General features: G+C 68.8%; 17 protein-coding genes and 2 tRNA genes. 2 read left to right on the top strand and 17 right to left on the bottom strand.

All coding sequences use genetic code 11. The annotated features are described in order from the left end of the window. Positions 1–77 precede the first annotated feature (77 nt). The 11 genes from ACGFZA_RS16905 to ACGFZA_RS16855 all read right to left on the bottom strand — a co-directional run bounded on the left by ACGFZA_RS16905 (position 78) and on the right by ACGFZA_RS16855 (position 15,356). Positions 78–2,003 carry a TIGR03960 family B12-binding radical SAM protein gene (locus ACGFZA_RS16905; RefSeq protein WP_385270861.1) on the bottom strand — a complete coding sequence of 642 codons (1,926 nt, stop codon included), beginning with the start codon at positions 2,001–2,003 and terminating at the stop codon, positions 78–80. Between the two features lie 50 nt (positions 2,004–2,053). Next, positions 2,054–3,604, bottom strand: a complete 1,551-nt coding sequence (locus ACGFZA_RS16900) for a CHAD domain-containing protein (protein ID WP_393679857.1) — start codon at positions 3,602–3,604, stop codon at positions 2,054–2,056. Between the two features lie 51 nt (positions 3,605–3,655). Continuing rightward, positions 3,656–4,846 (bottom strand): rod shape-determining protein RodA, encoded by a 1,191-nt coding sequence (rodA, locus tag ACGFZA_RS16895; RefSeq protein ID WP_385270867.1) that lies wholly within the window; start codon positions 4,844–4,846, stop codon positions 3,656–3,658. Further along, positions 4,846–7,011 carry a penicillin-binding protein 2 gene (mrdA, locus tag ACGFZA_RS16890; protein ID WP_385270869.1) on the bottom strand — a complete coding sequence of 722 codons (2,166 nt, stop codon included), beginning with the start codon at positions 7,009–7,011 and terminating at the stop codon, positions 4,846–4,848. Before mrdA ends, rodA begins: the two co-directional genes overlap by 1 nt. 67 nt (positions 7,012–7,078) lie before the next feature. Then, positions 7,079–7,744: a rod shape-determining protein MreD gene (gene mreD / locus ACGFZA_RS16885; protein ID WP_385270872.1), complete on the bottom strand. Its 666-nt coding sequence runs from the start codon at positions 7,742–7,744 to the stop codon at positions 7,079–7,081. An 11-nt stretch (positions 7,745–7,755) separates the two neighbouring features. Then, a complete protein-coding gene (mreC, locus tag ACGFZA_RS16880; RefSeq protein ID WP_385270875.1) occupies positions 7,756–8,808 on the bottom strand; it encodes a rod shape-determining protein MreC in 1,053 nt (350 codons plus the stop codon). 99 nt (positions 8,809–8,907) lie between these two features. Further along, on the bottom strand, positions 8,908–9,927 hold the full coding sequence (locus ACGFZA_RS16875) for a rod shape-determining protein (RefSeq protein WP_073723157.1): 1,020 nt from the start codon (positions 9,925–9,927) through the stop codon (positions 8,908–8,910). 293 nt (positions 9,928–10,220) lie between these two features. Continuing rightward, complete coding sequence (gene ndk / locus ACGFZA_RS16870; RefSeq protein ID WP_018103190.1) at positions 10,221–10,634, bottom strand: nucleoside-diphosphate kinase; 414 nt, start codon at positions 10,632–10,634, stop codon at positions 10,221–10,223. A 100-nt stretch (positions 10,635–10,734) separates the two neighbouring features. Then, positions 10,735–11,091 carry a DUF4233 domain-containing protein gene (locus ACGFZA_RS16865; RefSeq protein WP_393679853.1) on the bottom strand — a complete coding sequence of 119 codons (357 nt, stop codon included), beginning with the start codon at positions 11,089–11,091 and terminating at the stop codon, positions 10,735–10,737. A gap of 5 nt (positions 11,092–11,096) precedes the next feature. Then, a complete protein-coding gene (locus ACGFZA_RS16860; RefSeq protein ID WP_385270883.1) occupies positions 11,097–12,620 on the bottom strand; it encodes a bifunctional folylpolyglutamate synthase/dihydrofolate synthase in 1,524 nt (507 codons plus the stop codon). Between the two features lie 114 nt (positions 12,621–12,734). After that, positions 12,735–15,356, bottom strand: a complete 2,622-nt coding sequence (locus ACGFZA_RS16855) for a valine--tRNA ligase (protein ID WP_393679851.1) — start codon at positions 15,354–15,356, stop codon at positions 12,735–12,737. 149 nt (positions 15,357–15,505) lie between these two features. Between ACGFZA_RS16855 and ACGFZA_RS16850 the strand changes: the two genes are divergently transcribed. After that, a complete protein-coding gene (locus tag ACGFZA_RS16850; RefSeq protein WP_393679849.1) occupies positions 15,506–16,507 on the top strand; it encodes a hypothetical protein in 1,002 nt (333 codons plus the stop codon). Positions 16,508–16,582: 75 nt separating this feature from the next. Here the strand turns inward: ACGFZA_RS16850 and clpX are convergent, their stop codons facing one another. The 5 genes from clpX to ACGFZA_RS16825 all read right to left on the bottom strand — a co-directional run bounded on the left by clpX (position 16,583) and on the right by ACGFZA_RS16825 (position 21,308). After that, positions 16,583–17,881, bottom strand: coding sequence for an ATP-dependent Clp protease ATP-binding subunit ClpX (gene clpX / locus ACGFZA_RS16845; protein ID WP_385270892.1), 1,299 nt, complete (start codon positions 17,879–17,881; stop codon positions 16,583–16,585). 157 nt (positions 17,882–18,038) lie between these two features. After that, positions 18,039–18,722 (bottom strand): ATP-dependent Clp protease proteolytic subunit, encoded by a 684-nt coding sequence (locus ACGFZA_RS16840; protein ID WP_385270895.1) that lies wholly within the window; start codon positions 18,720–18,722, stop codon positions 18,039–18,041. Positions 18,723–18,802: 80 nt separating this feature from the next. Beyond that, on the bottom strand, positions 18,803–19,408 hold the full coding sequence (locus tag ACGFZA_RS16835) for an ATP-dependent Clp protease proteolytic subunit (RefSeq protein WP_168713553.1): 606 nt from the start codon (positions 19,406–19,408) through the stop codon (positions 18,803–18,805). A 265-nt stretch (positions 19,409–19,673) separates the two neighbouring features. Continuing rightward, the gene (gene tig, locus ACGFZA_RS16830; protein WP_385270898.1) at positions 19,674–21,080 is read right to left on the bottom strand and encodes a trigger factor; all 1,407 of its coding nucleotides are present in this window, start codon (positions 21,078–21,080) and stop codon (positions 19,674–19,676) included. A 151-nt stretch (positions 21,081–21,231) separates the two neighbouring features. Then, positions 21,232–21,308 (bottom strand) — tRNA-Pro (locus ACGFZA_RS16825). A gap of 165 nt (positions 21,309–21,473) precedes the next feature. Between ACGFZA_RS16825 and ACGFZA_RS16820 the strand changes: the two genes are divergently transcribed. After that, positions 21,474–21,547 (top strand) — tRNA-Gly (locus tag ACGFZA_RS16820). A gap of 107 nt (positions 21,548–21,654) precedes the next feature. Here the strand turns inward: ACGFZA_RS16820 and ACGFZA_RS16815 are convergent. Beyond that, positions 21,655–21,849 (bottom strand): hypothetical protein, encoded by a 195-nt coding sequence (locus tag ACGFZA_RS16815; protein ID WP_123471025.1) that lies wholly within the window; start codon positions 21,847–21,849, stop codon positions 21,655–21,657. Between the last annotated feature and the right edge of the window lie 118 nt (positions 21,850–21,967).

Below are 21,967 nucleotides of genomic sequence, written 5' to 3'. Positions count from 1 at the left end.
CCTTCGTCACCGAGATGTCACCGGCAGAAGCCGGGCCGTGTCCTACCGGCGGATCTGCTTCACGACCGTCGGCGGAACTACTTCACGACCGTCAACGGCAGGAGTTTCTTGCCTGTCGGACCGATCTGAATGTCGAGGTCGAGCTGAGGACACACCCCACAGTCGAAGCACGGCGTCCAGCGGCAGTCCTCGACCTCGGTCTCGTCGAGCGAGTCCTGCCAGTCCTCCCAGAGCCAGTCCTTGTCGAGGCCGGAGTCCAGGTGGTCCCAGGGCAGGACCTCCTCGTACGTCCGCTCGCGGGTGGTGTACCAGTCGACGTCCACGCCGAAGTCGGGCAGCGTCTTCTCGGCGCTCTTCATCCACAGGTCGTAGCTGAAGTACTCGCGCCAGCCGTCGAAGCGGCCGCCGGCCTCGTAGACGGCCCGGATGACGGAGCCGACCCGGCGGTCGCCGCGGGAGAGCAGGCCCTCGACGATGCCGGGCTTGCCGTCGTGGTAGCGGAAGCCGATCGAGCGGCCGTACTTCTTGTCGCCGCGGATCTTGTCGCGGAGCTTGGTCAGCCGCGCGTCGGTCTCCTCGGCGCTGAGCTGCGGGGCCCACTGGAACGGGGTGTGCGGCTTGGGGACGAAGCCGCCGATGGAAACGGTGCAGCGGATGTCGTTCTGCCCGGAGACCTCGCGGCCCTTGGCGATGACGTTGACCGCCATGTCGCCGATCTGCAGCACGTCCTCGTCGGTCTCGGTGGGCAGACCGCACATGAAGTACAGCTTCACCTGACGCCAGCCGTTGCCGTACGCGGTGGCGACGGTCCGGATGAGGTCCTCCTCCGAGACCATCTTGTTGATGACCTTGCGCATGCGCTCGGAGCCGCCCTCGGGGGCGAAGGTGAGGCCGGACCGGCGCCCGTTGCGGGTCAGCTCGTTGGCCAGGTCCACGTTGAACGCGTCGACGCGGGTGGAGGGCAGAGAGAGGCCGATCTTGTCCTCGGTGTAGCGGTCGGCGAGGCCCTTGGCGATGTCACCGATCTCGGTGTGGTCCGCGGAGGACAGCGAGAGCAGGCCCACCTCCTCGAAGCCCGTCGCCTTGAGGCCCTTCTCCACCATGTCGCCGATGCCGGTGATGCTTCGCTCCCGCACGGGGCGCGTGATCATGCCGGCCTGGCAGAAACGGCAGCCGCGGGTGCAGCCGCGGAAGATCTCCACGGACATCCGCTCGTGCACCGTCTCGGCGAGCGGTACGAGGGGCTGCTTGGGGTAGGGCCACTCGTCCAGGTCCATGACCGTGTGCTTGGACACCCGCCACGGCACGCCCGACTTGTTCGGCACCATGCGGCCGATACGGCCGTCCGGGAGGTACTCGACGTCGTAGAAGCCGGGGACGTAGACGCCACCGGTCCTCGCGAGGCGGAAGAGCACCTCCTCGCGGCCGCCGGGGCGGCCCTCGGCCTTCCAGGCGCGGATGATCTCGGTGATCTCCAGGACGGCCTGTTCGCCGTCGCCGATGACCGCGCAGTCGATGAACTCCGCGATCGGCTCGGGGTTGAACGCGGCGTGGCCGCCCGCGAGCACGATCGGGTCGTCGAGGCCGCGGTCCTTGGCGGACAGCGGGATGCCGGCCAGGTCCAGGGCGGTGAGCATGTTGGTGTAGCCGAGCTCGGTGGAGAAGCTCAGCCCGAAGACGTCGAACGCCTTGACCGGGCGGTGGCCGTCCACGGTGAACTGCGGCACCTTGTGCTCGCGCATCAGCGCTTCGAGGTCCGGCCAGACGCTGTAGGTGCGCTCCGCGAGGACGCCCTCGCGCTCGTTGAGCACCTCGTAAAGGATCATGACGCCCTGGTTGGGGAGGCCGACCTCGTACGCGTCGGGGTACATGAGGGCCCAGCGGACGTCGCATTCGTCCCACGGTTTGACGGTGGAGTTCAGCTCACCGCCGACGTACTGGATGGGCTTCTGCACATGCGGGAGCAGAGCTTCGAGCTGTGGGAAGACCGAATCGACAGACATCGCGAACTTTCGAGAGCTGGCAGGGGTGACCATCCAGCGTACCGCGCTGTTCAGCGTCCGGACGCCGCCCGGATCTCCGCCCGGGATGCCCGGGCCCACACCTGCGGCAGTTCCCGCTCGCGTGCCGCGGCCGTCTCCTCCTCCTGTCCGTACAGCAGTCCCCAGGTGAACGAGGACTCCCCCGCCGCGTGGGCCTGGACGGCGAGGGTGCGCAGGGCGTCGCGTGCGACCACGCTGTCCTGGTGGTCGCCGAGGACGCTCTGGACCGCCTTCAGCCGCTTGACGGCCTTCTTCGCGGGCTTCCCGAGGGCGGGCCGGGCCGCCTCCGCCGCGTACCGTGCGCGTTTCGCCGCCTTGCGGGCGTCGTGCAGGGCGAGGTCGCGGTCCGGGCCCGGGGGGTGTTCCAGGGCGTGGGCGAGGCGGGTGGCGAGGCGCTTGTGGTCCTTGTGCGCGGCGCGGGCGAGCGCCTTGCCGGGCGGGCCTGCGGCCGCGGGCAGCAGCGGCGGGTCGGCGAGGAGCGCGTCCAGGGTGTGCAGCAACGCGAGGTAGCGGGCGCCGTCCAGTACGGCGACGGTACGGCGGCGGGAGCCGCTGCGGCGGGCCGTGGACCAGATCCGCAGCCGGGCGCGGACCGGGCCGAGGACCAGGGTGCGGGGCAGGTCGTCGAGCCGGGTGCGCAGGCGGGCGTCCAGGACCTCCTGGTCGCGGTCGACGCCGAGCTCCGCCGCGAGCCACTTCAGCTCGGCGCCTACGGGGTCGGTGACCGCGCGGTCGAGGACCTTGCGGTGTGTGCGGAGCGCGCTGCGGAGCCTGCGGGTGGCGACCCGCATCCGGTGCACGGAGTCGGGCAGTCCCCGGCGCACGGCCGGGTCGAGGGCGACGATCGCGGTGATCTGGCGGCGAACGTAGGAGAGGACGTGGTCGCCCGCGGTGTGCGGGGTCGGGGCGGGCTCCCGTTGGCGCTTCTTCTTCGGGGACGTCTTCTTGGAGGACGTCTTCTTCGGCGACGTGTCGGCCAGGGCCCGGGAGAGTTTGGAGGGGGACGCGGAGGGCCGTATCCCGGCCTTGCGCAGGTGCCGTTCGACGGCGTCGAGGAAGGCGGGGTCGCCGTCGTCGGCGAGCTCGACCTCGATCTCGGTCCAGGCGGTGGAGCGGCTCCCGCCGTGCAGCCGCTCGGCCCGGACCGCGTCGACGCTGAGTTCGGCGAGCGGTTCGCCGTCCGGGCCGTTGAGCAGGTGGACGTCGCGGGCGGAGCGGAGCCGGACCACGGGGACGAGGGCGGTGTCGCGGACCCGGGAGCGTACGAGGCCGGCCAGGTCCGGGGGCAGGGTGTCGGAGAGCGGGGCCCTGATCTCGTCGCGGATGCCGGAGGCGACCGGGAACTTGAGATGCCAGCCGGCGTCGCCGCCGCCGGTGCGGCGGCGCAGGGTGAGGCTGTCGGCGGCGAGCCGGAGGTCCTCGGTGTCGTAGTACACGGCGTCGAGTTCGCTGACACCGTGGTGGTCGACGGCCGCGACCCCGGCCACCCGGCTCAGGTCGGGCAGCCGGGTGGCGTCGGTGGCTTCGTACTTCCGCTCGATCTCGCGCTTCGAGTCCGCCATGCATCGAATCTAGACGTGATGGAGGCGGATGGGCAGTGGGCCCCTCACGGCTCAGGCCGTTATCGGCCGCTGCACCCTGATCGACTGGAGCAGTCCGATGGCCACCCAGACGGCGAACATCGAGGAGCCTCCGTAGGAGACGAACGGCAGGGGCAGTCCGGCGACCGGCATGATGCCGAGCGTCATGCCGATGTTCTCGAAGGCCTGGAAGGCGAACCAGGCGATGATTCCGGCGGCGACGATCGTGCCGTAGAGCTCGGTGGTCTCGCGGGCGATGCGGCAGGCGCGCCACAGGACGATGCCGAGCAGGACCAGGATCAGTCCGGCGCCGAGGAAGCCGAGTTCCTCACCGGCGACGGTGAAGACGAAGTCGGTCTGCTGCTCGGGGACGAACTGACCGGTGGTCTGGGTGCCCTGGAAGAGGCCGGTGCCGGAGAGGCCGCCCGAGCCGATCGCGATACGGGCCTGGTTGGTGTTGTAGCCGACGCCGGCCGGGTCGAGCGCCGGGTTGGCGAAGGCGGCGAACCGGGCGATCTGGTAGTCGTCGAGCAGTCCGAGCTGCCAGATGGCGACGGCTCCGGCGACGCCCGCGCCGAGGATGCCGAAGACCCAGCGGTTCGACGCCCCGGAGGCCAGCAGTACGCCGAGCACGATGATGACCATCACCATCACGGACCCGAGGTCCGGCATTCCCATGACGACCGCCATCGGGAGCGCCGCCAGGCCCAGGGCCTTGGCGACGGTCCGGTGGTCGGGGTGCAGCTGGTCGCCCGCGTCGACGCGGGCGGCGAGCAGCATCGCCATGCCGAGGATGATGGTGATCTTGGTGAACTCGGAGGGCTGCAGGGAGAAGCCGCCGGGAAGGAGGATCCAGGCGTGGGCGCCGTTGACGGTGGTGCCGAGGGGGGTGAGGACCGCCATCACGAGGACGACGGACAGGCCGTACAGGATCGGCACGGCGCCGCGCAGGGTCCGGTGGCCGAGCCAGATCGTCCCGATCATCAGGGCGAAGCCGATGCCCGTGTTGAGGGCGTGGCGCAGGAGGAAGTAGTACGGGTCGCCGTGGGTGAGCGAGTCGCGTCCCCGGGTCGCCGACCAGACGAGCAGCGAGCCGATGAACGAGAGCGCGATCGCGGAGCCGAGCAGGGGCCAGTCGAGACGGCGCACGACGGAGTCGCGGGCGGTGAGCCTGCCCCAGGTGGAGCGCTCGGGGGCGTACCGCTGGACGGAGAAGCCGGCCATCAGTCGCGCCTCCCCAGGACGGCGGCGAGCGTCTGCTCGGTCGCCGGCTTCTGCGAGTTCGGGTCGTACGGCTTGATCTTCGGGGCGTCGATGGTGCCGTCCGTCTGGATCTTCGGCAGGGACTTCTGCGGGGTCGGCAGCAGGGCCTTCTTGAGGTCCTGCTTGCCCGAGGCGTCGAGGCCGTAGAGGGCGTTGTAGATGTTGCGGACGGCGGGTCCCGAGGCTCCGGAACCCGTACCGCCCTGGGAGATCGTCATGACGATCGAGTAGTCCTTGGTGTACGTGGCGAACCAGGAGGTCGTCTGCTTGCCGTAGACCTCGGCCGTGCCCGTCTTGGCGTGCATCGGGATCTTGTCCTGCGGCCAGCCGCCGAATCGCCAGGCGGCGGAGCCGCGGGTCGCGACACCCGCGAGGGCTTCGTCTATTTCGTTGCGCGTCTTCTTGGTGAAGGGGAGCTTGCCGTGCGACTTCGGCTCGATCTCCTGGACCGTCTTGCCGTCGCCGCTGACGATCGCCTTGCCGACGGTGGGGTCGTAGAGGGTGCCGCCGTTGGAGATGGCGGCGTAGATGGTCGCCATCTGGATCGGGGTGACGAGGGTGTCGCCCTGGCCGATCGAGTAGTTGACGGAGTCACCGGCGCGCATCTTGTCGCCTTCGAGGCAGTTCTCGTACGCGATCTTCTCGACGTACGTGCCGTCCTTCTTGCCCTGCTTGCACCAGGCGTCGTGGTTGGCCTTGGCGAAGTTCTTCTTCCACTCGCGGTCGGGGACGCGGCCGCTGACCTCGTTGGGGAGGTCGATGCCGGTCTCCTTGCCGAGGCCGAACTGGTGGGCGGTCTTGTAGAACCAGTCGTTGGGGTTCTTCTTGGGGCTGTTGCCGCCGTCCTTCTGCCATTCCTTGTGCGCGAGGCCGTAGTACACGGTGTCGCAGGAGACTTCGAGGGCGCGGCCGATGGTGATGCTGCCGTAGCCCTGGGACTCGAAGTTCTTGAAGGTCTGGCCGCCGATGGAGTACGAGCTGGGGCAGGGGTAGTTGCCGTCGAAGGGGTAACCGGCGTTGACCGCGGCGGTGGAGGAGATGACCTTGAAGATGGAGCCGGGTGCTGCCTGGCCCTGGATGGCACGGTTCAGCAGCGGGAAGTTCGAGTTCTTGCCCGTCAGCTTGGCGTAGTCCTTGCCGGAGATGCCGCCGACCCAGGCGTTGGGGTCGTAGTTGGGCAGCGAGGCCATGGAGACGACGCGGCCGGTCTTGGCCTCCATGACGACGACGGCGCCGGAGTCGGCCTTGTAGTTCTCCCCGGTGTTGTTGTCGAACTCGGTGCGGGCGACCTTCATGGCCTGGTTGAGTTCGTACTCGGCGACGGCCTGGACGCGGGCGTCGATGGAGGTGACGACGCTGGCGCCGGCCTCCGCCTCGTCGTTCTTGGCCTGGCCGATGACTCGGCCGAGGTTGTCGACCTCGTAGCGGGTGACGCCCGCCTTGCCGCGCAGCTCCTTGTCGTAGGTGCGCTCCAGTCCGGAGCGGCCGACCTGGTCGGAGCGGAGGTAGGGCGAGTCGCTGTCCTGGGCCTTGGTGATCTCGTCGTCGGTGACGGGTGAGAGATAGCCGAGGACCTGGGCGGTGTTGGCCTTGCCCGGGGCGGCGTAGCGGCGGACGGCGGTGGGCTCGGCGGTGATGCCGGGGAAGTCCTCCGCGCGTTCGCGGATCTGGAGCGCCTGCTGGGTGGTGGCCTCGTCGGTGACCGGGATCGGCTGGTAGGGCGAACCGTTCCAGCAGGGCTGCGGGGTCTTGGCGTCGCAGAGCCGGACCTTGTCGAGGACGTCCTTGGGCTTCATGTCGAGCACGCCGGCGAGCCGGGTCAGCACGCCCTTGCCGTCGTCGTCCATCTTCAGCAGCTCGGTGCGGCTGGCGGAGACGACGAGGCGGGTCTCGTTGTCGGCGAGGGGTACGCCGCGGGCGTCGAGGATGGAGCCGCGCGCCGCGGGCTGGACGACCTGCTGGACGTGGTTGTTCTTCGCCTCGTCGGAGTACTCCTGGCCGTTGCGGATCTGGAGGTACCAGAGGCGGCCGCCGAGGGTGAGCAGCAGGGAGAAGACGAGGACCTGGATGACGATGAGGCGGATCTGGACCCGCTGGGTCCGGCCCGTCTCCGGGATGTTGGTCACGGGGCGCCCCCGGTGGTGGTCGGGCTGGGGCAGGGGACGAGGCGGGCGCCCCCCGGGTGATGCGGCCTCACAGTCGCTTGACTCCCTTGATCCGTCCGGCGCGTGCGGCCCGGTTGCGGGCGGCCTTGACGCGCAGTCCGCCGCGCTGGCTGCCGATCCGCAGTCCGGTGCCCGCGGCGAGCCAGCCGGCTGCGGCGTCGCCGCGGCCGGAGGAGGACTCGGTGAGCGGGTCGTTCACCGTGCGTCTGGCCATCGCCATGATCAGCGGAACGGTGAACGGCGCGAGGAGCAGGTCGTAGACGGCCGCGGTGAACAGCAGGCTGCCGAGTCCCACATGGCGGGCCGCCGTGTCGCCGACGAGCGCGCCGACGCCCGCGTAGAGCAGGGTCGATCCGATCGCGGCCGCGACGACGACGGCCATCGGGACGAAGGCTGACTTGAGCTGCCCGTTCTCGGGCCTGGCCAGTCCGGCGAGGTAGCCGATGACGCAGAGCACGAGGGCGTAGCGTCCGGCGGCGTGGTCGGCCGGGGGTGCCAGGTCGGCGAGGAGGCCCGCGCCGAAGCCGATGAGGGCCCCGCTGACGTGCCCGTACACCAGGGCCAGGCCGACGACGACCATGAGCAGCAGGTCGGGGACGGCGCCGGGGAGCTGGAGCCGGGCGAGTACGGATACCTGGACGACGAGGGCGATCACGACCAGAACGATGGAGAGCAGAGTCCGGTTGACACGCATGGGGATCAGCTCTACCTCTGTTCGTTTACCGCGTTGTCGGCGTTCGGTGTGGCGTTCCCGCTGGGGTTCGGGTCCGGGCTGCCGCTGGGACTCGCGCTCTGGTGGATGTTCCCGACCACGTTGCCGCTGGTGTCGACGATGTCGCCGTTGGGCGAGATGGTGACGGTGACGGTCGGGGTGGGCTTCGGCTTGGCAGGCTTGACGGCCTTCTTCGGCAGGACCGTGTCGCGGGGGTCCTCGCGGGGTGCCTGGACGACGATGCCGACGATGTCGAGCTTGGTGAAGCCGACGTACGGGCGGACGTAGACGGTCCGGGTCAGGTCGCCGCCGGACGGGTCGACCCGGACGACCTCGCCGACCGGGACGCCGGGCACGAAGGGCTTGTCCTTGCTGGAGCCGAACGTGACGAGGCGGTCGCCCTTCTTGACCTTGGCCTTGCCGTTCAGGAACTGGACGGACAGCGGGCGGGAGCCCTGGCCGGTGGCGAAGCCGAGTTCGTCGGTGGACTCCATCCGGGTGCCGACGGTGAAGTCGGGGTCGTTGGCCAGGAGCACCGTGGCGGTGTCCGGGCCGACGGTGGTGACGCGGCCGACGAGCCCGTCGCCGTTGAGGACGGTCATGTCGCGCTTGAGGCCGTCCTTGGAGCCGGCGTCGATGGTGACCGTCCAGGAGAAGCCCTGGGCCGCTCCTATGGCGATGACTTCGGCGGCCTTGATGCCGTACTGGCCGGCGTCCGACTTCTTGAGCATCTTGTCGAGCTCGCGGACCCGGCTGCGGTTGCGGTCGTCGCTGCCGAGCCTCGTCTTGAGCTCGGCGTTCTGCTTCTCCAGCGCGGCGATCTTGTCGTGGCGGTCGCCGGAGGCGCGTACGGCCCCTATGGCGTTGCCCACCGGGTCGACCGCTGCCGCCACGCCGTTCTCCACCGGTCCGAAGACGGTGGCGGCGGCCTGCCGGGCGCCGTCCACCGGTGACTCCTCGCCGCCGCGGATATCCACCGTGATCAGTGCGAATGCGATGGCGATCAGCAGCACCAGGAGCAGCCGGCTCTCTCGTGTGTCCCTCACGTGCGGCGGCCGTGCCTTCCTCGTAGGAATGTTCGTGCCTGTATATCAACGATCCTCCGCGCGGAGCGGCAGCGTCCGCGCGGAGGGTCCCTGGAGTTCCTACCGTCGGGGCTGGGCGTCCAGCACCTGCTGGAGCGCCTCGAACTCCTCGACGCACTTGCCGGATCCGAGCGCGACGGAGTCCAGCGGGTCCTCGGCGATGTGGATCGGCATGCCCGTCTCGTGGCGCAGCCGCTCGTCGAGGCCGCGCAGCAGCGCGCCGCCGCCGGTCAGGACGATGCCGCGGTCCATGACGTCGCCGGACAGCTCCGGCGGGCACTTGTCGAGCGTCGTCTTGACCGCGTCGACGATCGCGTTGACCGGCTCCTCGATCGCCTTGCGGACCTCGGTGGCGGAGATGACCACGGTCTTGGGCAGCCCCGAGACGAGGTCGCGGCCCCGGATCTCGGTGTGCTCGTCCTTCTCCAGCTCGAAGGCCGAACCGATGGTGATCTTGATCTGTTCGGCGGTGCGCTCACCGAGCAGGAGCGAGTACTCCTTCTTGATGTGCTGGATGATCGCGTTGTCCAGCTCGTCACCGGCGACCCGGATGGACTGGGCCGTGACGATTCCGCCGAGCGAGATGACCGCGACCTCGGTGGTGCCGCCGCCGATGTCGACGACCATGTTGCCGGTGGCCTCGTGGACCGGCAGGCCGGAGCCGATGGCCGCCGCCATGGGCTCCTCGATGATGTGCACCTGGCGGGCACCGGCCTGCGTCGACGCCTCGATGACGGCGCGTCGCTCGACCCCGGTGATGCCGGAGGGCACGCAGACGACGACCCGCGGGCGGGCCAGGTAGCGGCGCTTGTGGATCTTCAGGATGAAGTAGCGGAGCATCCGCTCCGTGATCTCGAAGTCGGCGATCACGCCGTCCTTCAGAGGCCGTACGGCAACGATGTTGCCCGGCGTACGGCCGATCATCTTCTTGGCCTCGGAACCGACCGCGAGGATGCCGCCGGTGTTGGTGTTGATGGCCACGACGGACGGCTCGTTCAGAACGATGCCGCGCCCCCTGACGTACACCAGCGTGTTGGCAGTCCCGAGGTCGATAGCCATGTCACGGCCGATGAACGACATTGAGTTCCCCTTGTTCCCCATGAGGATGCGTCGGGCCTTCCCAAGCGAAAGCGATGATGGCTTGTTTTGGTAGGCGAGATGGGCGCTGCGGGCGTGGAAGCTTCCATCGTAGTGCCGGAAACACCGACACAGCGCGAGGGCCCTCCGCCATGCTGAGCAGAACGGGTGGCCGTTCCACTCATGGTGACGTTACGTCGAAGGGATGCGTTCCCGCGATCGGGGGCCCTATGCCGAAGGGCGACCGAATTACTTCGGTCGCCCCAGGTCATCAGCGCTGTTCGGCTGATCGAAGGTCAGGAAAGTCCCGGAAAGAACAGCTTCATTTCTCGCTCTGCGGACTCCTCGGAGTCCGAGGCGTGGATGAGGTTCTCCCGGGTGATGGTGCCGAAGTCGCCACGGATCGATCCGGGCGCGGCGGCGATCGGGTCGGTGGGGCCCGCCAGGGCGCGTACGCCCTCGATGACGCGCTCGCCCTCGGCCACCAGGGCCACGATCGGGCCGGACTGCATGAACTCGACGAGCGGCTCGTAGAACGGGCGGCCGACGTGCTCGGCGTAGTGCTGCTCCAGCGTGGCGCGGTCGAGGGTGCGGAGCTCCAGCGCCGTGATCTTCCAGCCGGCCTTGCGCTCGATGCGGCCGACGATTTCGCCGACCAGACCGCGACGGACGGCGTCGGGCTTGAGAAGAACGAGGGTGCGCTGGGTCATGTGCGGCTCCTTGCAGGCATACGGGTGCGGTGAGGCGAGGTTACAGGGGTACGGTGACGGGCCGGCGGCCGGGTTTGGCCACCGGGACCCGCCTGCGGCCTCAGGTGCCGGACGGAGCCTGCGCCGCCTCCTGCGCGGCCCACCGGGCCTTCGCCTCGTCGATCTTGCGGCCGTAGTGCACGGAGGCCCACCACAGGCCGCCGAAGACCAGGCCGAGGATGAACATCGTCGGGACCACGAAGCCACTGGCGACCAGGGCGACCTGGAGCACCCAGCCGAGCTGTATGCCGCCGGGGCGGGTGATCATCCCGCAGAGCAGCACGGAGAGCAGCATGCCGATGCCGCAGACCGTCCAGACCGTGGCGGATGTCAGGTCGTCGGACTTCATCGCGACGAGTCCGGCGAACCCGATCACGAAGAACTCGCCGATCAGCGTCGATGCACAGAGCGTACGCACGTAGGTCAGCGCCTTCCCAGAAGCAGCCGGGCCTCGCCGACCGTGATCACGGATCCGGTCACCAGCACCCCGGCGCCCGCGTACTCGTCCTCTTCCTCGGCGAGGGTGATCGCCGCCTCCAGCGCGTCGTCGAGCCGGGGTTCGACCTGCACGCGGTCGTTGCCGAAGACCTCGACCGCGACCGCGGCGAGCTCGTCCGCGTCCATCGCGCGTGCGCTGGAATTCTGGGTGACGACGACCTCGGCGAAGATCGGCTCGAAGGCTTCCAGGAGGCCCCGGACGTCCTTGTCGCCGCTGGCCCCGACCACACCGATCAGCCGCGAGAAGCCGAAGGCCTCGGAGAGTCCCTCGGCGGTGGCCAGGGCGCCTGCCGGGTTGTGCGCGGCGTCCAGGACGACGGTGGGGCTGGAACGGACCACTTCGAGGCGTCCCGGCGAGATCACCGAGGCGAAGGCCCTGCGGATGATGTCTCCGTCGAGCGAGCCGGTCTGCTCGGCACCGATGCCGAAGAACGCCTCGACCGCGCAGAGCGCCACCACCGCGTTGTGCGCCTGGTGGGCGCCGTACAGCGGAAGGAAGATGTTCTCGTACTCGCCGCCGAGGCCGCGCAGTGTCAGCAGCTGGCCGCCGACCGCGATCTCCCGGGAGACGACGCCGAACTCCATGCCCTCGCGGGCCACGGTGGCATCGACCTCGACGGCCTTCTTCAGCATCACCTGGGCGGCGTCGACGGGCTGCTGGGCCAGGATGACCGTCGCGCCCTGCTTGATGATCCCGGACTTCTCCACCGCGATCTCACCGGGCGTGGAGCCCAGCCGGTCGGTGTGGTCCAGGGAGATCGGCGTGACGACGGCGACCGTGGAGTCGATCACGTTGGTCGCGTCCCAGCTGCCGCCCATACCGACCTCGACGACGGCGACGTCGACCGGCGCGTCCGCGAAGGCCGCGTAGGCCATGCCGGTGAGCACCTCGAAGAAGGAGAGCCGGTAGGGCTGCTGCGCGTCGACCATCTCGACGTACGGCTTGATGTCCTGGTACGTCTCGATGAACCGCTCGGGGTCCATCGGGGAGCCGTCCAGGCTGATCCGCTCGGTGATCGACTGGACGTGCGGCGAGGTGTAGCGGCCGGTGCGCAGGTCGAAGGCGCCGAGCAGGGCCTCGATCATGCGGGCCGTGCTCGTCTTGCCGTTGGTCCCGGTGATGTGGATGGAGGGGTAGGCGCGCTGCGGCTCGCCGAGCACGTCCATCAGCGCGGCGATGCGCGTCACGGACGGCTCCAGCTTGGTCTCGCCCCAGCGCCCGGCGAGCTCCTGCTCCACCGCGCGCAGCGCCTTGTCCACCTCCGGATCGGCGGGACGGGCGGGGACCTCGTCGGCCGAGGGCGGTCCGGAGGCGGCGCGCAGCGTGCGGCTCCCGGCCTCGATCACCGCCAGGTCGGGGTCGCGCTGGGTCGCTTCGTCGACGATCTCCGCGAAGGTCTCGTCGGAGTCGGACGCGTCGTGCCGGTCGGAAGGGCGGGGCTCACTCACGGGGCCAGTCTACGGACCGGATCGGACATCGGGCGCAGCGCCCGGCGGCGCGGGCACGCGAAAGCCCCCGTGCCCCTCGCGGGAGGGATACGGGGGCTCTTCCGGGTCGCTGTCTCAGCCTTGCGGCAGGGCCGCCAGCTGGCCGGCGATCCGCTCGATGTCGGCCTCGGCCTTGGCGAGCCGGCCACGGATCTTGTCGACCACGTTGTCCGGGGCCTTGGCCAGGAACGCCTCGTTGCCGAGCTTGCCGGTGGCCTGCGCCTTCTCCTTCTGCGCGGCCTCCAGGTCCTTCGTCAGGCGCTTGCGCTCGGCCCCGACGTCGATCGTGCCCGAGAGGTCGAGGGCGACGGTGGCTCCGGCGATCGGCAGCGACGCGGTGGCGTGGAAGCCCTCGCCGGCGGGCTGGAGCCGCGCGAGCTGACGCATGGCCGCCTCGTGCGGGGCGAGCGCCGTGCCGGTCAGGGTCAGCTCGGCGGGGACCTTCTGGCCGGGCTGGAGACCCTGGTCGTTGCGGAAGCGGCGGACCTCGGTGACGACCTGCTGGACGAGCTCGATCTCCTTCTCGGCCGCGTCGTCACGGAAGCCGCTGTCCTTCGGCCACTCGGCGATGACGACGGACTCGCGGCCGGTGAGCGCGGTCCAGAGGGTCTCCGTGACGAACGGGACGACCGGGTGCAGCAGGCGCAGCATCACGTCGAGGACCTCGCCCAGGACCCGGCCCGAGACCTCGGCCGGCCGGCCGCCGCCGAAGAACGTGGTCTTGGACAGCTCCAGGTACCAGTCGAAGACCTCGTCCCAGGCGAAGTGCCGGAGCGACTCGCTGAGCTTGGAGAACTGGTAGTCGTCGTAGTACGCGTCGACTTCGGCGACCGTCTTGTTGAGGCGGGACAGGATCCAGCGGTCGGTCACCGACATCTCGTCGGCGGACGGCAGCTCGCCCTCGATCGTCGCGCCGTTCATCAGGGCGAAGCGGGTGGCGTTCCAGATCTTGTTGGAGAACTTGGCGGAACCCTGGACCCACTCCTCGCCGATCGGGACGTCGACGCCCGGGTTGGCGCCGCGCGCGAGGGTGAAGCGGAGCGCGTCGGAGCCGTACTTGTCCATCCAGTCCAGCGGGTTGACCACGTTGCCGAAGGACTTCGACATCTTCTTGCCGTGCTCGTCGCGCACCATGCCGTGCAGGACGATCGTCTCGAACGGCGGGACGCCGTCGTTGACGTACAGGCCGAACATCATCATCCGGGCGACCCAGAAGAAGAGGATGTCGTAGCCGGTGACCAGGACGGAGTTCGGATAGAACTTCGCGAGGCTGTCGGTCTGTTCGGGCCAGCCGAGCGTGGAGAACGGCCAGAGACCGGAGGAGAACCAGGTGTCCAGGACATCGCTGTCCTGGGTCCAGCCCTCACCGGTGGGCGCCGCGTCGTCGGGTCCGACGCAGACGACCTCGCCGTTCGGGCCGTACCAGACGGGGATGCGGTGACCCCACCAGAGCTGGCGCGAGATGCACCAGTCGTGGAGGTTGTCGACCCAGTCGAAGTAGCGCTTCTCCATCTCCTGCGGGTGGATCTTGACCTTGCCGTCGCGGACGGCGTCACCGGCCGCCTTGGCGAGCGGGGCGACCTTGACCCACCACTGGAGGGAGAGGCGCGGCTCGATGGTGGTCTTGCAGCGCGAGCAGTGCCCGACGGAGTGGACGTACGGCCGCTTCTCGGCGACGATCCGGCCCTCGGCGCGCAGGGCGGCGACGATGGCGGAGCGGGCCTCCAGGCGGTCCAGGCCCTGGAAGGGGCCGGGGGCCGTGATGACGGCGCGCTCGTCGAGGACCGTGAGGAACGGCAGGTCGTGACGCTTGCCGATCTCGAAGTCGTTCGGGTCGTGGGCCGGAGTCACCTTGACGGCGCCGGTGCCGAACTCGGGGTCGACGTGGTGGTCGGCGACGACCGGGATGGTGCGGTCGGTCAGCGGAAGCTTGATCTGCTTGCCGACCAGGTGCTTGTAGCGCTCGTCGTCGGGGTGGACGGCGACGGCCGTGTCACCGAGCATCGTCTCGGCGCGGGTGGTGGCGACGACGATGGTCTCGTCGCCCTCGCCGTACTGCATGGAGACGAGCTCGCCGTCGTCCTCCTGGTACTCGACCTCGATGTCCGAGATCGCGGTCAGGCAGCGCGGGCACCAGTTGATGATGCGCTCGGCGCGGTAGATCAGCTCTTCGTCGTACATCTGCTTGAAGACGGTCTGGACGGCCTTGGACAGGCCCTCGTCCATGGTGAAGCGCTCACGGGACCAGGCGACGCCCTCGCCGAGGCGGCGCATCTGTCCGGAGATCTGGCCGCCGGACTCGTTCTTCCACTGCCAGACACGCTCGACGAAGGCCTCGCGGCCCAGGTCGTGGCGGGACTTGCCCTCCTTGCCGAGCTCGCGCTCGACGACGTTCTGGGTGGCGATGCCGGCGTGGTCCATGCCCGGCTGGTAGAGCGCCTCGAACCCCTGCATCCGCTTGCGGCGGACGAGGGCGTCGATCAGCGTGTGCTCGAAGGCGTGTCCCAGGTGCAGGGATCCGGTGACGTTGGGCGGCGGGATGACGATGGAGTACGGCGGCTTGTCGCTGTTCTCGTCCGCCTCGAAGTAACCGCGTTCTACCCAGCGCTCGTACAGCTTCCCCTCTACCTCGGCCGGCGTGTACTGGGTCGGCAGTTCGGGGTTGCTGGCTGGCTGCTGCGCTGCGTTCTCGGTCACGCCCACAGTTTAGGGCCGTCACAGTCATGCACTGAAACCGGTTTGTTCAGTAACGGTGTCCCTCCCGGTGCCCCAGAGCCACGGGCCGTCCGTCAGGATGTTCGGAACGCATAAGAACGCATGAGCATGACGAACAGGGGACACCGCAGATGAGCTACAACCAGCCGGGCCCGTACGGTGGCCAGCCGCCGCAGGGCCAGCCCGGACCGTACGGCCAGCAGCCGGGCCCCTACGGCGGTCAGCCTCCGCAGGGACAGCCGCAGGGACAGCCCGGCTATGGCTACCCGCAGCAGGCCCCCCAGGGCGTTCCGCCCCAGCAGCAGCCCCCGCAGCCGGGCTACGGCTACCCGCAGGCCCAGCAGCCCGGCCCGTACGGCCAGCAGCCCCCCACTCCCCCGTACGGCGGCCAGCCGGTCTACGGCCAGCAGCCCCCGTTCCCGCCCGCCGCCCCGCCGAAGAAGAAGACGGGCCTGATCATCGGCGGCGTCATCGTGGCGCTGGCGGTCATCGGCGGCGGGGTGTACTTCCTGACGTCGGGCGGGGGCGCCAGCAACAGTGACGTGGCGGACTCCACCAAGGGGTACAAGCTGACGCCGGCGGCGACGCTGGAGGGGTACAAGAAGGGCGACAGCAGCGACACCACCGCCGGACCGCTCAGCGGCGCCGACAAGAGCGAAGCCGAGGCCGCCGGGGTCAAGAACCCCAACGGTGCCGGTGCGAACTACCAGGGGGGTTCCGAGAAGGACCTGAGCCTGAAGATGATCAACCTTCAGGGCTACTGGGGTGAGGTCAGCGACCCGGCCTCGGTGATCAACAAGTCGTTCAACCAGGCCAAGCTGAACATGACCAAGGGCGAGGACGGGAGCAAGGCCGAACTGGTCGGCTCGCCCAAGGACGTCACCCCGGCCGGTTTCAAGGGCGCGTTGATGAGGTGCCAGAACGTCAAGACCGACATCGAAGGCGGTGACGGCAGCGTCGAGAACGGGCCCAAGTCGATCGAGGCGCCCATCTGCATCTGGGCCGACTACAGCACGGTCGGCATCGTCACCGGCATCGACATGGGTCTCGCCATGAAGAACCAGGCCATGTCGCAGGACGATGTCGCCGCAGTCGCGGCCAAGCTCTACAACACCTCCCGCACCAAGATCTGATCCGCGCAGCACGAAGGGGCGCCCCGCCGGCCGAACCGGCGGGGCGCCCCTTCGCGTTGCGTAACGGAACCGCGGCTACGCGGACTTCTCGTGCCGCCCGTCGTCGCCCTTGCCGATCGTCCGCGGCTCGCGCGGGACCAGGGTCGGGTTGACGTTGTTGCGGACCACGTCCGAGGTGATGACGACCCGGGCGACGTCCTTGCGGGACGGCACCTCGTACATCACCGACTGGAGGACCTCCTCCATGATGGCGCGCAGGCCGCGCGCGCCGGTCTGGCGCAGGATCGCCTGGTCGGCGATGGCCTCCAGCGCCTCGCGCTCGAAGTCCAGCTCCACGCCGTCGAGTTCGAACAGCCGCTGGTACTGCTTCACCAGGGCGTTGCGCGGCTCGATGAGGATCTGCAGCAGTGCCTCGCGGTCCAGGTTGTGGACCGAGGTCAGGACCGGGAGGCGGCCGATGAACTCGGGGATCATCCCGAACTTCACCAGGTCCTCCGGCATGACCTCCTGGAACTGGTCGCTCGCCTGGATCTCGCGCTTGGAGCGGATCGTGGCGCCGAAGCCGATGCCCTTGGCGCCGGCCCGGGACTCGATGATCTTCTCCAGGCCGGAGAACGCGCCGCCCACGATGAACAGCACGTTCGTCGTGTCGATCTGGATGAACTCCTGGTGCGGGTGCTTCCGGCCGCCCTGCGGCGGCACGGAGGCGGTGGTGCCCTCCAGGATCTTCAGCAGGGCCTGCTGGACGCCCTCGCCGGAGACATCACGGGTGATCGACGGGTTCTCGCTCTTGCGGGCGACCTTGTCGATCTCGTCGATGTAGATGATCCCGGTCTCGGCCTTCTTGACGTCGTAGTCCGCGGCCTGGATCAGCTTCAGCAGGATGTTCTCGACGTCCTCGCCGACATAGCCGGCCTCCGTCAGCGCCGTCGCGTCGGCGATGGCGAACGGGACGTTGAGCATGCGGGCCAGTGTCTGCGCGAGGAGCGTCTTGCCCGAGCCCGTGGGGCCCAGCAGCAGGATGTTGGACTTGGCGAGTTCGATCGCGTCGTCGCGGCTGGAGCCGCCGCCGTTCTCCCCGGCCTGGACCCGCTTGTAGTGGTTGTACACAGCGACCGAGAGGGCCTTCTTCGCGGGCTCCTGCCCGACGACGTACCCCTCGAGGAACTCGTAGATCTCGCGGGGCTTGGGAAGTTCCTCCCAGCGGACCTCGCTCGTCTCCGCGAGTTCTTCCTCGATGATCTCGTTGCAGAGATCGATGCACTCGTCGCAGATGTACACACCGGGTCCCGCGATGAGCTTCTTCACCTGCTTCTGGCTCTTTCCGCAGAACGAGCACTTGAGCAGGTCGCCGCCATCACCGATGCGTGCCACGAGGTGCTTCCCCTTCGCCTGGGAGACGCCTGGTTCAGCGGCTCCTGGTGCCTCTATCCGACGGTACCTTGCCTGGCCCCCCGTTCGGGCCCCCCTTGGCACGGTTCACACGGCCGGGGCCGGGTGACCCTGCCGTACCAAGGGGTAAAGGCCGACGTCAGGCGGCCGCTCCGGCCGCGCTCTTACGGGTCGCGACGATCTGGTCGACCAGACCATAGGCCAGGGCGTCCTCGGCGGTCAGGATCTTGTCGCGCTCGATGTCGTCACGGATCTTCTCGATCGGCGTGGTGGAGTGCTTCGCCAGCAGCTCCTCCAGCTGGGCCCGCATGCGCAGGATCTCGTTGGCCGCGATCTCCAGGTCGGAGAGCTGCTCACGGCCGGTCTGCGAGGACGGCTGGTGGATCAGGACGCGGGCGTTCGGCAGCGCCAGGCGCTTACCGGGCGTCCCCGCGGCAAGCAGCACGGCCGCGGCGGAGGCGGCCTGGCCCATGCAGACCGTCTGGATGTCCGGCTTCACGAACTGCATCGTGTCGTAGATCGCGGTGAGCGCGGTGAACGAGCCGCCGGGGCTGTTGATGTAGATCGAGATGTCCCGGTCCGGGTCCATCGACTCCAGGCACAGCAGCTGCGCCATGACGTCGTTGGCGGACGCGTCGTCGATCTGCACACCGAGGAAGATCACGCGCTCCTCGAACAGCTTCGCGTACGGGTCGTACTCACGCACGCCCTGCGAGGTGCGCTCCACGAAGCGCGGGACGATGTAGCGGTTGTCCACCTGCGGGCCGGTGTAGAGGCCGTTCGCGGACGCGCCGGGGAAGTTGTTCATGTGGGTGTTCACCATCCTGGTGGCGTTCTGTGGCTGGGTGTCTCGGCGTACGAGAGAAAAGCGGTGCGGTGCGACGCGATCCGGTGCTGACCGGGTCAGGCGCCGGTGCCGCCGCCGCCCGGAACGCCCGACGCGACCGTGATGATCTCGTCGATGAGGCCGTACTCCTTGGCCTCCTCCGCGGTGTACCAGCGGTCACGGTCGCCGTCGCGGATGATCGTCTCCACGGTCTGGCCGGAGTGGCGGGCGGTGATCTCCGCCATCCGCTGCTTGGTGCGCAGCAGGTACTGGGCCTGGATCTTGATGTCCGAGGCCGTACCGCCGATACCGGCCGAACCCTGGTGCATGAGGATGTCGGTGTTCGGGAGCGCGAAGCGCTTGCCGGCGGCGCCGCCGGTGAGCAGGAACTGGCCCATCGAGGCCGCCATGCCCATACCGATGGTGACGACGTCGTTCGGGATGTACTGCATGGTGTCGTAGACCGCCATGCCGGCCGTCACCGAACCACCGGGGCTGTTGATGTAGAGGTAGATGTCCTTGTCCGGCTCGGCGGCAAGGAGAAGCAGCTGCGCGGTGATCTTGTTGGCGATGTCATCGTCGACCTGCTGACCGAGGAAGATGATGCGTTCGCCGAGCAGTCGGCTGTAGACCTGGTCACCGAGGCCTCCACCGAGGGACGGCTCTCCGGCGGCGTAGGGCATCAGATTCGTCACGTATCCACCTGCTCGTCTCTGACGGCTCCGGCCGTCTCAGCGTCTTCGTACCGGGTGGGCCGGGACTCCCCGACCCTTCCTCTTCATGGACCCTAACGCGCAGGTGGGACAACGCCATCCCGCTTCCGCAACTGTTCGCTGGGAGCGCAAGGTCCGCAGTCCGCACAAGGGTTGTGGGGGACGTCCGCCGATACGACGACGGGCTCCGGACGCGGTGGCGTCCGGAGCCCGTGGTACGGGTTCAGCGCGAGACTCAGGCCTCGGTCTTCTCCTCGGCGGCGTCGGCGACCGCGTCGGTGGTGCCCTCGGCGGCCTCGACCACCTCGGTGCTCTCCTCCGCCGTCTCCTCGTCGTCCTCGAGCTCGACGACCTCACCGTTGGTGTCGACGACCTTGGCGGCCTCGACGACCACGGCCAGCGCCTTGCCGCGGGCGACCTCGCCGACGAGCATCGGCACCTGGCCGCCCTCGACGACGGCCTGGGCGAACTGGTCGGGGCTCATGCCGGAGGAAGCAGCGCGCCGCATGAGGTGCTCGGTGAGCTCCTCCTGGTTGACGTTCAGCTTCTCCTTGTTGACGAGCTCGTCCAGGATGAACTGGGTCTTGATGCCCTTGATGGCCTGCTCGGACGTCTCCGCCTCGAACTCCTCGAGGGTCTTGCCCTGGATCTCCAGGTACTTCTCGAGGTCGAGACCCATCTGGCCGAGCTGGTGGTGCTCCAGGTTGTGCTTGCGGGTCTGGACCTCGTCCGCGAGCAGCTTCTCCGGGATCGGGACCTCGGCGAGCTTCAGCAGCTCCTCCAGGACGCGCTCCTGGGCCTGCGTGGCCTGGTCGTACTGCTTGGTGTTCTCCAGGCGCTTGCGGCTGTCCGCCTTCAGCTCCTCCAGCGTGTCGAACTCGCTGGCCATCTGGGCGAAGTCGTCGTCCAGCTCGGGGAGCTCACGGGCGGCGACGGCGGTGACCTTGACGGTGACCTCGGCGTCCTTGCCCTCGGCGGAGCCGCCCTTCAGCGAAGAGGTGAAGGTGGCCTCGCCACCCGCCTCCAGGCCGGTGACGGCGTCGTCGATGCCGTCGAGGAGCTCGCCGGAACCGATGGTGTACGAGACACCCTCGGCCACGCCGTCCTCGAGGACCTCGCCCTCGACCTTGGCCTGCAGGTCGATCGTGACGACGTCACCCTCGGCGGCGGCACGCTCGACCGGGTTGGTCGAGGCGAAGCGCTCGCGCAGCTGCTCCACGGCCTTCTCGACGTCCTCGTCGCTGACCTCGAGCGCGTCGACGGTGACCTCGATGCCGGAGTAGTCCGGGATCTCGATCTCGGGGCGTACATCAACCTCGGCGGTGAAGGACAGCAGCTCGCCGTCCTTCAGCTCCGTGATATCGACCTCCGGCTGACCGAGGACGTTGAGCTCTCCCTCGTTGACGGCCTCGGTGTAGAACTTCGGGAGCGCGTCGTTGACGGCCTCCTCCAGCACTGCGCCACGGCCGAACCGCTGGTCGATGACCCGGTTGGGGATCTTGCCCTTGCGGAACCCCTTCACCGTGACCTGCTGGTTGATCTTCTTGTACGCCGCGTCGAGGCTGTCCTTGAGCTCCTCGAAGGGCACCTCAATGCTGAGCCGAACCCGGGTCGGGTTCAGGGTCTCCACGGCGCTCTTCACGGTTCGGTCTCCTTGGTGGCTGACTTCTTGGGGTTCTGCTCCACCGCACAGGAGGCGGCTTCGCGGACCGAGCCCGGTACATCAGACACACGGGCACGCATTTTGCATAGTAACGGCAAGGGGGAGAACTCCCACAATGCGATCTTGCCGGTGGTCGGGGTGGCCGGATTCGAACCGACGACCTTCCGCTCCCAAAGCGGACGCGCTACCAAGCTGCGCCACACCCCGTCGGTGCGACACGTAGGGTACATGCAGACGGGCAGTGCGTCGGCCGGTTTACGCGGGCGTCGCCGGACGCGGAGCCGCTCGCAGCCATCAGGTGTGCGGACAGCGCCCGCGACCCGCTACGATGCTTCTCGTGCCGCGGTCCTGGTGACCTGCGGTGCGCTGCATGCGGGCGTAGCTCAATGGTAGAGCCCTAGTCTTCCAAACTAGCTACGCGGGTTCGATTCCCGTCGCCCGCTCCATGCTTCGGGCCCGGCCCGGCGGATCCCTTCGGGGATGTCCGCCGGACCGGGCCTTCCGCGTTCCCGGCCGTTCGGCTCCGCGCGCGCAGGCGCGGAGCCGAGCCCGGTCAGAAGCTGATCTGGTTGATGCTCTGCGCTATCGAGTCCATGAACTTCTGGATCGACGGCGCCATGCCGGTCGATGCCAGGAAGAAGCCGAAGAGCACCGCGACGATCGCGGGTCCGGCCTTGATGGAGCCACCTCGGATCAGGACCACCAGGATGATCGCCAAAAGAAGCACCACAGACAGCGAAATGGCCACGACTGCTCACACCCTCGGTCGGTCCGCCTTGCCGGCCCGGAGGCGTGCGGCCGCGCACTCCTCCGTTGACGTCCATCGTGCCACCAACTCCCCTGTGGTCGCGCCCGGCTGACGAATC

The organism is Streptomyces sp. NPDC048211 (assembly GCF_043202315.1).
Lineage (GTDB): Bacteria > Actinomycetota > Actinomycetes > Streptomycetales > Streptomycetaceae > Streptomyces.
Note: the sequence above shows the minus strand (reverse complement) of the source record. Positions and strands in the feature narration are given on the sequence as shown.

Excerpts from the sequence above, each read along its gene's own strand:
- mreD (WP_385270872.1), bottom strand. The coding sequence starts at position 7,744 with ATGCGTGTCAACCGGACTCTGCTCTCCATCGTTCTGGTCGTGATCGCC.
- rodA (WP_385270867.1), bottom strand. The coding sequence starts at position 4,846 with ATGGCCGGCTTCTCCGTCCAGCGGTACGCCCCCGAGCGCTCCACCTGG.
- ACGFZA_RS16835 (WP_168713553.1), bottom strand. The coding sequence starts at position 19,408 with ATGCCCTACGCCGCCGGAGAGCCGTCCCTCGGTGGAGGCCTCGGTGAC.
- ACGFZA_RS16850 (WP_393679849.1), top strand. The coding sequence starts at position 15,506 with ATGAGCTACAACCAGCCGGGCCCGTACGGTGGCCAGCCGCCGCAGGGC.
- ACGFZA_RS16900 (WP_393679857.1), bottom strand. The coding sequence starts at position 3,604 with ATGGCGGACTCGAAGCGCGAGATCGAGCGGAAGTACGAAGCCACCGAC.
- ndk (WP_018103190.1), bottom strand. The coding sequence starts at position 10,634 with ATGACCCAGCGCACCCTCGTTCTTCTCAAGCCCGACGCCGTCCGTCGC.
- ACGFZA_RS16905 (WP_385270861.1), bottom strand. The coding sequence starts at position 2,003 with ATGTCTGTCGATTCGGTCTTCCCACAGCTCGAAGCTCTGCTCCCGCAT.
- ACGFZA_RS16840 (WP_385270895.1), bottom strand. The coding sequence starts at position 18,722 with ATGGTGAACACCCACATGAACAACTTCCCCGGCGCGTCCGCGAACGGC.
- ACGFZA_RS16875 (WP_073723157.1), bottom strand. The coding sequence starts at position 9,927 with ATGTCGTTCATCGGCCGTGACATGGCTATCGACCTCGGGACTGCCAAC.